General features: G+C 73.7%; 10 protein-coding genes. 5 read left to right on the top strand and 5 right to left on the bottom strand.

Going from position 1 to position 13,027, the window contains the following annotated elements:
• Positions 1-65 precede the first annotated feature (65 nt).
• The 5 genes from IF06_RS0105920 to valS all read left to right on the top strand — a co-directional run bounded on the left by IF06_RS0105920 (position 66) and on the right by valS (position 8,519).
• Positions 66-1,517, top strand: a complete 1,452-nt coding sequence (locus IF06_RS0105920; RefSeq protein ID WP_030269451.1) for a DNA-3-methyladenine glycosylase 2 family protein — start codon at positions 66-68, stop codon at positions 1,515-1,517.
• Positions 1,514-2,026 carry a methylated-DNA--[protein]-cysteine S-methyltransferase gene (locus tag IF06_RS0105915; RefSeq protein WP_030269449.1) on the top strand — a complete coding sequence of 171 codons (513 nt, stop codon included), beginning with the start codon at positions 1,514-1,516 and terminating at the stop codon, positions 2,024-2,026. Before IF06_RS0105920 ends, IF06_RS0105915 begins: the two co-directional genes overlap by 4 nt.
• 37 nt (positions 2,027-2,063) lie before the next feature.
• On the top strand, positions 2,064-3,884 hold the full coding sequence (locus IF06_RS0105910; protein ID WP_030269447.1) for an ABC transporter ATP-binding protein: 1,821 nt from the start codon (positions 2,064-2,066) through the stop codon (positions 3,882-3,884).
• 86 nt (positions 3,885-3,970) lie between these two features.
• Positions 3,971-5,803, top strand: a complete 1,833-nt coding sequence (locus IF06_RS0105905; protein WP_221488280.1) for an ABC transporter ATP-binding protein — start codon at positions 3,971-3,973, stop codon at positions 5,801-5,803.
• A gap of 151 nt (positions 5,804-5,954) precedes the next feature.
• Entirely contained in the window at positions 5,955-8,519 is a 2,565-nt protein-coding gene (valS, locus tag IF06_RS0105900; protein ID WP_030269443.1) for a valine--tRNA ligase, read from the top strand.
• Between the two features lie 118 nt (positions 8,520-8,637).
• Here valS and IF06_RS0105895 read toward each other — a convergent pair whose 3' ends face one another.
• The 5 genes from IF06_RS0105895 to IF06_RS0105875 form a co-directional block, all read right to left on the bottom strand.
• A complete protein-coding gene (locus tag IF06_RS0105895; RefSeq protein WP_030269441.1) occupies positions 8,638-9,063 on the bottom strand; it encodes a hypothetical protein in 426 nt (141 codons plus the stop codon).
• A gap of 157 nt (positions 9,064-9,220) precedes the next feature.
• Complete coding sequence (locus IF06_RS0105890; RefSeq protein ID WP_013288490.1) at positions 9,221-9,931, bottom strand: ABC transporter permease subunit; 711 nt, start codon at positions 9,929-9,931, stop codon at positions 9,221-9,223.
• Complete coding sequence (locus IF06_RS0105885) at positions 9,931-10,890, bottom strand: ABC transporter ATP-binding protein (protein WP_013288491.1); 960 nt, start codon at positions 10,888-10,890, stop codon at positions 9,931-9,933. The genes IF06_RS0105890 and IF06_RS0105885 overlap by 1 nt, the downstream gene beginning before the upstream one ends.
• Positions 10,887-11,765, bottom strand: coding sequence for an ABC transporter permease (locus IF06_RS0105880; RefSeq protein ID WP_013288492.1), 879 nt, complete (start codon positions 11,763-11,765; stop codon positions 10,887-10,889). The genes IF06_RS0105885 and IF06_RS0105880 overlap by 4 nt, the downstream gene beginning before the upstream one ends.
• Positions 11,758-12,672 carry an ABC transporter ATP-binding protein gene (locus IF06_RS0105875; RefSeq protein WP_013288493.1) on the bottom strand — a complete coding sequence of 305 codons (915 nt, stop codon included), beginning with the start codon at positions 12,670-12,672 and terminating at the stop codon, positions 11,758-11,760. Before IF06_RS0105875 ends, IF06_RS0105880 begins: the two co-directional genes overlap by 8 nt.
• Positions 12,673-13,027 lie beyond the last annotated feature (355 nt).

Raw genomic sequence — 13,027 nt, 5'->3', positions numbered from 1 at the left:
GACTGCCGCACGTCATGTCTGAATCCCGCCAGCCGAGCGTCGGAGCTGCGAGGCAGGATCGTGGCATGGAACTGGACTTCGAGCGGTGCTACCGAGCCGTCGACAGCCGCGACCCGCGGTTCGACGGCTGGTTCTACACCGGCGTGACGTCGACCGGGATCTACTGCCGGCCGTCCTGTCCGGCGATGACGCCGAAGCGGCAGAACGTCCGGTTCTTCCCGTCCGCCGCCGCCGCGCAGGGGGCCGGGCTGCGGGCGTGCCGCCGGTGCCGGCCGGACGCGGCACCGGGCTCGCCCCAGTGGGACGTCCGGGCCGACCTGGTCGGTCGCGCCATGCGGCTGATCGCCGACGGCGTGGTGGACCGGGACGGGGTGCCCGGGCTGGCCACCCGGCTGGGCTACACCGAGCGGCACCTGCACCGGATGCTCCGGGCCGAGCTGGGCGCCGGCCCGCTGGCGCTGGCCCGGGCCCAGCGCGCGCAGACCGCCCGGATCCTGATCGAGACCACCGGCCTCGGCCTGGCCGAGGTGGCCTTCGCCGCCGGGTTCGGCAGCGTCCGGCAGTTCAACGACACGGTCCGCGAGGTCTACGGCGGCACGCCGTCCGAGCTGCGGGCCGGCCGACGTGGCCCGGCGGCGACCACCGGGGCGGGCACGCTCTCGCTACGGCTGGCGTACCGGCCCCCGCTGCACGCGGGCGCGCTGCTGGACTTCCTCGCGCTGCGCGCGCTACCCGGCGTCGAGGTGGTCCGCGACGGCACCTACCACCGAGGGCTGCGACTGCCGCACGGGCCCGCCACGGTGGCGCTGGCCCCTGCCGACGGCCACATCGACGCGACGCTGCGGCTGGCCGACATGCGTGACCTGGCCCCCGCGGTGGCCCGCTGCCGCCGTCTGCTCGACCTGGACGCCGACCCGGTAGCGGTGGACGCCACACTGGCCGCCGACCCGGCGCTGGCCCCGGCCGTCGCGGCCGAGCCCGGCGTCCGGCTGCCGCACGCGGTCGACGGTTTCGAGCTGGCCGTCCGCGCCGTCGCCACCCAGCAGGTCTCGCTGGCCTCGGCGCGGACCACGCTCACCCGCCTGCTCTCCGCCACCCGGGCAGCGAGCGGGGCGGCTGCCGAATACCCGGCGGACGGCCTGGTGGCGTTCCCCGGTCCGGCGGAGGTGCTCGCGGCGCCGGACACGGCGTTCCGGATGCCGGCGGCCCGCCGGGAGACGCTCCGTGCGCTGGCCCGCGCGGTCGCCGACGGCGAACTCGACCTGGAACCCGGAGGCGACCGGGAGGAGTCGGTCCGGCTCCTGGCCGCAGTGCCCGGTATCGGCCCGTGGACCACCGGCTACCTGGCCATGCGCGCACTCGGCGACCCGGATGTCGCGCTCACCACCGACCTGGGCGTACGCCGTGGCGCAGCGGCGCTCGGCCTGTCCGACGACCCGAAGACCCTGTCCGCGTACGCCGACCGCTGGCGCCCCTGGCGGTCGTACGCGACCATCCGACTCTGGAGAGCAGCATGAGCACTGTGGACAGCACCGTCATCGACACCCCCGCCGGCCCGTTGAGCGTGCTCGCCGGCCCGACCGGGGCGGTACGCGCGGCGGGCTTCACCGCCGACCCGGCGGCCCTGCTGCCGTTGATCCACCCGAGCCTGCGCGGCGAGCTGCGGGAACGGGCCGACCTCGGTCCGGTGACCGCCGCCGTGCGGGCCTACCTGGACGGTGAACTCACCGCGATCGACGCGGTAGCGGTGGAGCAGCACACCGGCGGCGCATTCCTGACGCACGCCTGGCAGGTGCTGCGCGACGTGAAGCCCGGCGACCCCGTCACCTACACCGGGTTCGCCGCGCTGGCCGGGCGACCGGCGGCGATCCGGGCCGCCGCAGCGGCCTGCGCGCGCAACTCCGCCGCGCTGTTCGTGCCCTGCCATCGGGTGCTGCGCACCGACGGCACGCTGGGTGGATACCGCTGGGGGCTGGACGTGAAGAAGTGGCTTCTCGGGCATGAGGGACGGGTGACGGCTAGCTGACAGCCGGACTGCCACCCCCGGCGGCTACCGTCGGGTAGTGCCCGCGTCCAGCGACGGCAACCCCGCGGCGCATTCCGGCGCCCGGTCCCAGCCGCTGCGCAACCTCTGGCGGCTGCGGCCCTACCTGCGCCCGTACGCGACGGAGTTCGCCTGGCTGCTGGTCGCGGCGCTTGCCGCCACCGCGGCGAGCCTGGCCGTTCCGCTCGTGGTGCAGCGGGTGGTCGACGGGCCGGTGGCCCGGCACGACGAGGCGGGGCTGCTCCGGCTCGGCGCCCTCGCGCTGCTGCTCGGCGTGGCCGAGGCGGTCCTCATCTTCATCCGCCGCTGGACGCAGTCGTCGTCCTCGGTGGGCATGGAGGCCGCCATCCGCGCCGACATCTACGCCCACCTGCAACGGCTTCCGGCCGGCTTCCACGACCGCTGGCAGTCCGGCCAGTTGTTGTCCCGGATCACCAGCGACCTCTCGGTGATCCGGCGGTTCCTCTCCTTCGGGCTGCTGTTCCTGGTCCTCAACCTGGTCACCTACGCGGCGGTGGTGGCGCTGCTGATCCGGCTGCACCAGTGGCTGGGGCTGCTGGTCGCGGCGAGCGCCGTACCGCTGTTCCTGATCAGCCGCCGCTTCGCGCGCCACTACCACGCGGCGTCACGGCGCATGCAGGACCAGCAGGGCGACGTCGCCACGCTGGTCGAGGAGACCGCGCTGGGGTTGCGCACCATGCGGGCGTACGGGCGTGGGCCGGAACTGGCGGCCCGGTTCGCTGTCGGCGCGCGCCGGCTGCACGACACCGGGATCGGCAAGGCCCGGCTGCTGGCCCGTACCTCCGCGTTGTTCGACCTGGTGCCCAACCTGACCCTCGGCGCGGTCCTGGTGGCAGGCGCCGCGGCGGTCGCCGACGGCGTGCTGTCCATCGGGGAGCTGGTCGCGTTCGTCAGTCTCCAGCTCATGCTGATCTGGCCGGTGCAGTCGCTGGGCTGGATCATCGCCAACGGCCAGGAGGCCGCGACCGCCGCCGACCGGATCCAGGAGGTCCTGGACACGCCGCCGACCATCGTGGACGCACCGCACGCCCGGCCGCTCGACCGGGGCGAGGTGCGCGGCCGGCTCCGCTTCGAGGGGGTCGGCTTCCGCTACCCCGGCACGTCCGCGCCGGTGCTGCGCGATCTGGACCTGACAGTCGAGCCGGGCGAGACGATGGCGCTCGTCGGCGCCACCGGCTGCGGCAAGAGCACGCTGCTGTCGCTCGTCCCCCGGCTGCACGAGGTCACCCGCGGCCGGATCACGCTCGACGGGTACGACGTGCGTGACCTGCGGCTGGAGTCGTTACGGCGGCTGGTCGCCGTCGCGTTCGAGGAGCCGACGCTGTTCTCCATGTCGGTCTGGGAGAACCTCACACTGGGCCGCCCGGACGCGAGCGAGGACGAGGTCCGGGCCGCGCTGACGCTGGCCCAGGCGGAGTTCGCGTACGAGCTGCCCTGGGGGCTTTCGACCCGGGTCGGTGAGCAGGGGCTGTCGCTGTCCGGCGGGCAGCGGCAGCGTCTCGCGCTGGCGCGTGCGGTGCTCGGCCGGCCCGCGGTGCTGGTGCTCGACGACCCGCTCTCCGCACTCGACGTGCACACCGAGGCGCTCGTCGAGGCGGCCCTGCGCCGCGTGCTGCGGGACACCGCCACCACGACCCTGCTGGTGGCGCACCGCCCCTCGACCGTGGCACTGGCGGACCGGGTGGCGTTGCTCGACGACGGCCGGATCGTCGCCGTCGGCACCCACTCGGAGCTGCTGGCCCGCGTACCCGCCTACCGGGCGGTGCTGTCCGCCGAGCCGGAGCGCCGGAGCGACGGCGTCGGCCTGGTGCGCTCGTGACCGGCCGCGCGCCGCGGGTGCCCCGGCCCCGCGACGCGCCGAACGGTAACGGGACGACCGGCGCGCGCCACGGCGACGGTGAAGACCTGTCCCGCTGGCGAGGGCGGGCCACCGATCCGGACGCCGACCGCAGCCGGGCCGAGGACTCGTCCCCGGAGGCGGTGACCCGGCTGCGTGCCCGCAGCCGGCTGCTGCTGCGCCGGCTGCTGCGCCCGCACCGGCGGGCCCTCGGGCTGGCGGTGGCGTTGCTGCTGGCCCAGAACGCCGCCGCGATGTCCGGGCCGTACCTGGTCATGCTCGGCATCGACAGGGGTATCGAGCCGCTGCGGGCCGGCGATCCCGGCCCGCTGATCGCGGTCGCCGCCGCGTTCGTGGTCGCGACCGCTGTCGAGTACGCGGCCCGGCGCGCATTCCTCACCCTCGCCGCCCGGATCGGCCAGGCCGTCCTGCTGGACCTGCGCCGCCGGGTGTACGGGCACTTCCTCCGCCTCGACGTCGGGTTCCATGAGCGCTACACGTCCGGGCGGATGGTGTCCCGGCTGACCAGCGACCTGGAGTCGATCGCCGAGCTGGTCGACGGCGGCATCGACAAGCTGGTGATGGCCGGGCTCTCCGTGCTGTCGGTGGCGGGCATCCTGCTCTGGCTGGACCTGCCACTGGCGGCGGTGACGCTGCTCGCCTTCCCGTTCCTGTTCGTGCTGTCACGCTGGTTCGCCCGCGCCTCGGCCGGGGCGTACCGGCGCACCCGGGAGGCGGTGGCGCTGGTCATCGTGCACTTCGTCGAGTCGCTGCGCGGCATCCGGGCCGTCCAGGCGTACCGGCGGGAGGACCGCAACGACCGCATCTTCGCCACTGTGAACGACGACTACCGGCGCTCCAGCCTGCGCGCGTTCCGGCTGATCGCGATCTACTCGCCGGGCATCCGGCTGATCGGCAACCTGACCGCTGCGGTGGTGCTCGGGTACGGCGGCTGGCGGGTGCTGGGCGGCGGCGTGGAGGTGGGCGTGCTCGCCGCGTTCCTGCTCTACCTGCGCCGGTTCTTCGAGCCGATGGAGGAGCTGAGCCAGTTCTACAACTCGCTCCAGTCGGCGACCGCCGCGCTGGAGAAGCTGGCCGGCGTGCTGGACGAGCGCCCGGCGGTGGCCGAACCGGCGCGGCCGGTGCCGCTGCCCGCCGGGCCGCCGCGCGGGGCCGTCACCTTCCGCGCCGTCGACTTCGGCTACCGCCGCCGGGCGCCGATCCTGTCCGGCCTGGACCTGACCGTGCCGCCCGGGCAGACAGTGGCGTTGATCGGGCCGACCGGCGCCGGGAAGTCCACTGTCGCGAAGCTGGTGGCCCGCTTCCACGACCCGGATGCGGGCGTGATCCGGCTGGACGGGGTGGACCTGCGCGACCTGGCCGACGCCGAGCTGCGCCGGGCGGTGGTGCTGGTGACCCAGGAGACGCACCTGTTCAGCGGTTCCGTGGCCGACAACATCAGGTTCGGCCGCCCCGACGCCGACGACGAGGCGGTGGTCGCGGCCGCGCGGGCGATCGGCGCACACGACTTCATCGCCGCGCTGCCCGACGGGTACGCCACCGACGTGCACCGGCGTGGTGGCCGACTCTCCGCCGGGCAGCGGCAGCTCGTCGCGTTCGCCCGGGCGTTCCTCGCCGACCCCCGGGTGCTGATCCTCGACGAGGCGACCTCGTCACTCGACGTGCCGACCGAGCGGCTGGTGCAGCGGGCCCTGCACAGCGTGCTGCGCGACCGTACCGCCCTGGTGATCGCCCACCGGCTCTCCACGGTGGAGACAGCGGACCGGGTGCTGGTGCTCGACGACGGCCGGATCGTGGAGGACGGCCCGCCGGCCGAGCTGATCGCCGCCGACGGCCGCTACGCCGCCCTGCACCGCCAGTGGCGCGACTCCCTCCTCTAGCCCTCGCCCAGGTCCCCGTCGATCTTGCACTTGCGGCCCGCTAGATGCCCGATCAGTGGCTTGTGCCGGGGCGGCAAGTGCAAGATCGACGAGGACGCGCGGGGTGGGGAAAGTCGTGGAGTGCGGCAGGGTGGCTGCCTACCATCGGCTGATGACCGACACGACGATCAGCCCTCGCGGCGGCGTCCCCGAGCGTCCGAGCCTGGACGGCCTCGAGGAAACCTGGGCCCGCCGCTGGCAGGAGGACGGCACGTACGCGTTCGACCGCACGAAGGAGCGGTCGGACGTATACGCGATCGACACTCCCCCGCCGACCGTGTCGGGCGAGCTGCACATGGGTCACGTCTTCTCGTACACGCACACCGACACGGTGGCCCGGTTCCAGCGGATGCGCGGGCGCACCGTCTTCTACCCGATGGGCTGGGACGACAACGGGCTGCCCACCGAACGCCGGGTGCAGAACGTGTACGGCGTGCGTCCCGACCCGTCGTTGCCGTACGACAAGGACTGGCGCCCGCCGGCCGCACCGGTGGACGACGCTGCCCGGAAGAACCCGACAGCGATCTCCCGGCGCAACTTCATCGAGCTGTGCGAGCTGCTCACTGTGGAGGACGAGAAGGCGTTCGAGGCGCTGTGGCGGCGGCTCGGGCTGTCGGTGGACTGGTCGCTGACGTACACCACGATCGGGTCAGCGGCCCGCGCGGCGAGCCAGCGGGCGTTCCTGCGCAACCTGGCGCGGGGCGAGGCGTACCAGGCCGAGGCGCCGACGCTGTGGGACGTCGGGTACGGCACCGCCGTCGCGCAGGCGGAACTGGAGGACCGGGAGCGGCCCGGCGCGTACCACCGGCTGCGGTTCACCGGGCCGGACGGCCGCGAGGTGCTGATCGACACCACCCGGCCGGAGCTGCTGCCGGCGTGCGTGGCGCTCGTCTGCCACCCCGACGACGAGCGGTACGCGAACCTGGTCGGCGCGGCTGCGCGTACCCCTGTGTTCGGGGTCGAGGTGCCGGTGCGCGCGCACCCGCTGGCGGACCCGGCCAAGGGCACGGGCATCGCGATGGTCTGCACGTTCGGTGACCTGACCGACGTGACCTGGTGGCGGGAACTGCGGCTGGACACCCGCGTGGTGATCGGCCGGGACGGGCGCCTGCTGCCGGAGCCGCCGGCCGGCGTGCCGGCGGAGCCCTACGCGGCACTGGCCGGGCAGACCGTGAACGGCGCCCGGCGGACGCTCGTGGAGCTGCTCGCCGACGCGGGCGACCTGGTCGGCGAGCCGCGGCCGATCACCCACCCGGTGAAGTTCTACGAGCGCGGCGACCGGCCGCTGGAGATCGTCTCGACCCGGCAGTGGTATCTGCGCAACGGCGGCCGGGACGCCGGCCTGCGCGAGGAGCTGCTGGCCCGGGGGCGGGAACTGCGCTGGGTGCCGGAGCACATGCGGCACCGGTACGAGCACTGGGTGGGCGGACTCACCGGTGACTGGCTGGTCAGCCGGCAGCGGTTCTTCGGCGTGCCGGTGCCGGTGTGGTACCGGCTCGACGACGCTGGCGAGCCGGACTGGTCCCACCCTCTCACACCGGACGAGGCGATGCTCCCGATCGATCCGACGAGCGAGCCGCCGCCCGGATACGAGGAGACGCAGCGCGGCGAGCCGGGCGGTTTCACAGGCGACCCGGACGTACTGGACACCTGGGCCACCTCGTCGCTGACCCCGCAGATCGTCGGCGGCTGGGAGACCGACCCGGACCTGTTCGCCCGGGTCTTCCCGATGGACCTGCGCCCGCAGGGGCACGACATCATCCGGACCTGGCTGTTCGCCACTGTGGCCCGGTCCCACCTGGAACACGGCGCGCTGCCGTGGCACACAGCGGTGCTCTCCGGCTGGATCCTCGACCCGGACCGCAAGAAGATGTCGAAGTCCAAGGGCAACGTGGTCACGCCGATGGCGCTGCTGGAGCGCAACGGGTCCGACGCGGTCCGCTACTGGGCCGCCAACGGCAAGCCGGGCATGGACCTCGCCTTCGACCCGGCCCAGGTCAAGGTGGGGCGCCGCCTGGCCACCAAGCTGCTCAACGCGTCGCGGTTCGCGCTCGGGCTGGGCGCCGCCGACGCGCTGCGGGCCGCGGCGACCCAACCGCTGGACACCGCGATGCTCGCCGAACTGTCCGGCGTGGTCGCGACCGCGACCACCGCCTTCGACGGGTACGACCACACGGCCGCCCTGATGGCCACCGAGGCGTTCTTCTGGCGGTTCTGCGACGACTACATCGAGCTGGTGAAGGAGCGCGCCTACGGCACCGGGCCGGCCGCCGACTCGGCCCGGGCGGCGCTGGCGACCGCGCTGTCGGTGCAGTTGCGCCTGTTCGCGCCGGTGCTGCCGTTCGTGACCGAGGAGGTCTGGTCGTGGTGGCGGTACGGGTCGGTGCACCGCTCACCGTGGCCGACCACGTACGAGGTGGGCCGCGCCATGGAGGCGCCGGGTGACCCGGAGCTGCTGCGGCTGGCCGCTGACGCGCTGGGCCAGGTGCGCCGCGCCAAGTCGGAGCGGAAGCTGTCGATGAAGGCGGACGTGCCGCTGGCCGAGGCGCTCGGACCGGCGGCGGTGCTCGACCAGCTCGGCGCCGTCGCCGACGACCTGCGCGCGGCGGGCCGGATCGCGAAGCTGGACCTGCTGCCGGACCGCACCACGGAACTGGTCATCGCCTGCGCGTTCTGAACCGCCGCACGGCGGCCGGATGCAAGGAAGGGCCCCTTCTTAACGCCTGGCGTTGTAGAAGGGGCCCTTCTTAACACCCCGGAGGGCCGACCGGGCCGGCCCCTCGGCGGTGCATGCCTCACTCGGCCGCGCAGGCCGCCTTGAGCTTGTCCCGGGCGGTGGTCAGATCCGCCTTGCTCGGCGCCTTGCCCGGCGCCTTGGCCCAGGTGTCGGCGAGGTCGGTCATGGCGGTGGCGACCCCCTTCACCGCGGCGTTCACCTCGTCGCTGCTGGTGAAGGCGTGCGTGTAGAGCGTGGCCGCGCCCGCCGAGTACTGGGCGCTGACCGCCGAGTGGCCGGCTGGCGGGCCGATCTTCTCCGCCTCGGCCACCTCCTTCAGGGCGGCCGTGATGTCCTTCTCCGCCGTCGCGCAGGTCTTCCGGGTGGCCTCGTCGAGGCCCACCGGCGCCGGGGTCACCGGCGGCACGGAGGTGGCGGCGGGGGCGGAGGGCGCCGCCGGCCCGGCCGAGGGCTTGTCGTCATCGCAGCCGGACATGACGATCATCGCGACCGCGGCCGGAGCCAGCAGGGCGAGGCGAGCTGAACGCAAGGTGTTCTCCCCGTGTCGGTGTGCGTAGCCGCCGCAAACTAACAGACCGGACACGGCAGGGCAGAACCCGTTTTCCGGCGCTCGTGCCGGAAAACGGGTTCCGCCCCGGGGTTCAGCTCGTCTCGCCGGCCACGCTGAACGAGCGCAGGCGGTCGATCGCCAGCACTGTGAACCCGACCGCCACCAGGGCGGTGAGCACCGCCGCGACCGGCACCGAGACGGTGGTGCCGAGCAGCGGCGTCGGCGCCATCCGGTCGGCCAGGGCGATCACCCACTGCTGGATCGACAGCACCCGGGTGCCGCCGACGAACCGGCCCAGCAGCCCTTCCCAGATCAGCACGTAGACCAGGCCGAGCAGCACCGGCCGCCGGGTCACCAGGCTCAGCGCGAGGAACAGCGCCGAGTACGCCAGCGCGCCCGCCGCCGAGGCGGCGACCAGTGCGAGTCCGAGGCGTACCGAATCGGCGAGCACGCCCGCGACGTAGATCGGGACGCCGACGGTGACCGCTGTGACGCCGGCCGCGACCGCCAGCTTCGGCAGCACGATCTGCCAGCGCGGCAGCGGCTTGGTGAGGATGTGCACGACGGTGCCGTCGTCGATCTCCGCGCCGAGCACGCCGGTGCCCACGATCAGCGCCACCACCGGCAGCACCACCGCGAGGCCGAGGCCGACGAGCACCGGCGGTCCCCACTGGCCCGGGTCGACGCCGAGCGACCGGCAGAGCACCGCCAGGCCGATCAGGACCAGCGGCAACGGCAGCAGCATGAGGAACCGGCTCCGGCCGAACAGGCCGCGCGCGGTGATCCAGGTGACTGTCGACATCATGCCTCCACCAGATACGAGAAGACGCTCTCCAGCGACTCGTCCTCCGGCAGGAGCTGCCGGACCCGGATGCCGTGCCGGAGCGCGATCCGGGGCAGTGCCCGGGTGAACGCGCCGTAGTCGCCGGCCTTGACCGTCAGGCCGGTTCGGTCCAGCTCGACGCCGGAGACCGACGCCTCGGCCATCAGCGCCACCGCCAGCGCCCGGTCGTCGGTGGAACGCACCCCGAACACGTGCGGCCGGTTGGTCATCAGGCGGCGGATGGTCCGGTAGTCGCCGGAGGCGGCGAGCCGGCCGGCCACCATCACCTGGACCGTGCCGGAGACCTGCTCGACCTCCTCCAGGATGTGCGAGCTGAACAGGATGGTCCGCCCCGCGTCGCCGAGCCGGTGCAGCAGCGCCATCATGTGCAGCCGCTGGCGCGGGTCCATCCCGTTGAACGGCTCGTCGAGCAGCAGCACCTGCGGGTCGTGCACGAGCGCGGCGGCGACCCGGGTGCGCTGCCGCATGCCCTTGGAGTAGGTGCCGATCCGGCGGGTCTGCGCGTCCTCCATCTCGACCAGCTCGATCGCCCGCCGGGTGGCGGCCTCCGGATCGGGCAGCCGGTGCAGCTTGGCGCTGGCGAGCACGAACTCGTACGCGCTGAGGAACGTGTGCACCGCCTCGCGCTCGCTGACCAGGCCGAGCCGCCGGTAGACGGCGGGGTTGCGCCAGGTCGGCTCCCCGTCCAGCGTCACGGTGCCGCGCGACGGGGACAGGAAGCCCGCCATCATGTGCAGCAGCGTGGTCTTCCCGGCGCCGTTGGGGCCGAGCAGGCCGGTCACGCCGGGGCCGAGCCGCATGGTGACGTCGTTGACCGCCACCACGTTGCCGTACCAGCGGGAGACGCCCGCCAGGTCGAGCGTGCTCGTCGCGGCGGCGGGCGCGCCGGCCGTCGACTGGGTGCTGATCGCCGTCATCGGGCGGCCACCTTCCGGTATCGCAGGAGCAGCAGGCTGACGCAGGCGGCGACCAGCAGCACGGCGGCCACGGCGTAGACCGGCCCGAAGTCGCCGATCGGCATGCCGCCCCGTCCCTGGGTCAGCCGGTCGCCGAGCGCCCAGTTGCCCACGCCGCCGACGAGCGTCGGCGGAGAAGCCACGAAGGCCAGCTCGTTGATCGTCCGCGAGGGCAGGATGGACAGCACGCCCACGACCGGCGTGGTCATCAGGAAGACCGCCACGATGCCGCCGGCGGCGAACGCGCGCTTGCCGGTGAGCGAGGCGACGAGCAGGGCGATCGAGGCGAACACCACCGCCCACAGCCCGGCGTAGAGCAGCCCGGGCAGCAGGTCGAGCAGCTCGTCCCACACCCCGCGTACGCCCCGGTTCGTGGTGAACGCGGCACCGAGGAACATCACCAGCTGCGGGCCGCCGAGCAGCAGCCACAGCGCGGTCACCAGCGCCAGCAGCTTGGACAGGGCGTAGTCGCCGCGCGGCAGCGGCCGGGAGAAGTACAGCGGCAGCACGCCGCTGCGCAGGTCGCGGGAGACCAGCTCGGGCGCGGCCACCGCGGCGAAGAAGATGACCAGCCAGCTCATCGCGTCGGCGAACTGGGCGTACGTCATCACCACCTCGCCGATCTGGCTGCGCACCGCGGTGACGCCGGCGGCCACCACTGTGACCACGGAGACGACCAGCCACGGGAAGATCTTGGCCTTGGCGCTGCGGCCCAGCCCGAAGACGGTACGCACGCCGTGCAGGTAGAGCGCGCCGAAGACCTGCCGGCGGCCGAGCCGCGGACCGGTGTAGCGCTGGTAGCCGATGTCGTGGATGACCCCGGTCGCGTCAGACATGGCTGGGCTCCCTCGCGGCGAAGAGTTCGGCCACCCGGTGCCGCCGCTGGTCCAGCCGGTGCAGCGGCAGGTCCAGCTCGGCGACCGCGCCGAGGATCTGGTCGTAGGTGGCGTCGTCGGCGAGCGGGACGAGCAGCAGCCGCCCGTCGCGGGTCACCGGCAGGTCGAGCGCGGTGAGCCGGGCGGCCAGTTCCTCCGTGCCCTCGCTCACCTCGACCGCGAGCACGTCGGTGGCGGTGGTCATGGCGGACACCCGGTCCGCGCGCAGCAGCCGGCCGCCGTCGATGGCGACGAGCGTGTCGCAGATCCGCTCCACCTCGCCGAGCAGGTGCGAGCAGACCACCACCGAGATGCCGAACTCGGTGCCGATCCGGTGGATCAGCGCGAGCATGGCGTCCCGGCCGGCCGGGTCGAGGCCGTTGGTCGGCTCGTCGAGCAGCAGCAGGTCGGGATCGTGCACGAGCGCCTGGGCGAGCTTGACCCGCTGCTTCATGCCGGTGGAGTAGCCACCGACGGCCCGGTGCCGCTCCTCGTGCAGACCGACGTGGCGCAGCGCCTCGGAGGCCCGCTCGCGGGCGACTGTGCGCGGCAGCCCGCTGATCCGGCCCAGATGGGTGACCAGCTCGGCGGCGGACAGGTCGGGCGGGAGGGCGTCGTGCTCGGGCATGTAGCCGACCCGGGCGCGGACCGCGGCGGGGTCGGTGGTGGGGTCGAGGCCGAGCACCTGCACCCGGCCGCTGGTCGGCGGGAGCAGACCCAGCAGGATCTTGATCAGAGTGGACTTGCCGGCGCCGTTCGCGCCCACCAGCCCGATGATCCCCGGCTCGACCGACACGGTGAGGTCGGCCAACGCGGTGACCCGGCCTCCGTACGTCTTGGTCAGCGACTCGGTCGCGAGCAGTGTCACGCCGTTCAGCGTAGAACTCCGGTGCCTCGCCAGAGCCTCTCCTGACCCCTGCGATCCCCTGATCCTCGGCCTCCGCGGCCCTTAGGTGGCGGGAACGGCGGCGCGCCTCGGGTGGAGGACTCGCGCCGGCTCCGGTCCCGTCTCCGCCGAGCGGTCCGGCGGATACGGGACCGCGCGCTCGGCCGGTCGGCGCGCGCAGGCAGCCGTTCGCACGATCGACCGGCCGCGGCCCGCCGGTAAGGATTCGGTGACCCCGACTCGTCCTCGGCACGGTCGCCGGAACAGGCGATCACCGGGAGGCCGGGTGGCGCTCTCGACCGATCGCCGGTGGGCTGCGAAACTGTGTGCCGGCCGG

It is taken from the genome of Micromonospora globosa (assembly GCF_000717585.1).
In the GTDB taxonomy this organism is placed as follows: domain Bacteria; phylum Actinomycetota; class Actinomycetes; order Mycobacteriales; family Micromonosporaceae; genus Micromonospora; species Micromonospora aurantiaca.
The sequence above is the reverse complement of the archived record's forward strand: the minus strand, read 5'-3'. Positions and strand labels throughout refer to the sequence as shown.

Coding starts and splice junctions, on each gene's coding strand:
- IF06_RS0105890 (WP_013288490.1), bottom strand. CDS start 9,931: ATGTCGACAGTCACCTGGATCACCGCGCGCGGCCTGTTCGGCCGGAGC.
- IF06_RS0105885 (WP_013288491.1), bottom strand. CDS start 10,890: ATGACGGCGATCAGCACCCAGTCGACGGCCGGCGCGCCCGCCGCCGCG.
- IF06_RS0105895 (WP_030269441.1), bottom strand. CDS start 9,063: ATGATCGTCATGTCCGGCTGCGATGACGACAAGCCCTCGGCCGGGCCG.
- IF06_RS0105880 (WP_013288492.1), bottom strand. CDS start 11,765: ATGTCTGACGCGACCGGGGTCATCCACGACATCGGCTACCAGCGCTAC.
- IF06_RS0105915 (WP_030269449.1), top strand. CDS start 1,514: ATGAGCACTGTGGACAGCACCGTCATCGACACCCCCGCCGGCCCGTTG.
- valS (WP_030269443.1), top strand. CDS start 5,955: ATGACCGACACGACGATCAGCCCTCGCGGCGGCGTCCCCGAGCGTCCG.
- IF06_RS0105920 (WP_030269451.1), top strand. CDS start 66: ATGGAACTGGACTTCGAGCGGTGCTACCGAGCCGTCGACAGCCGCGAC.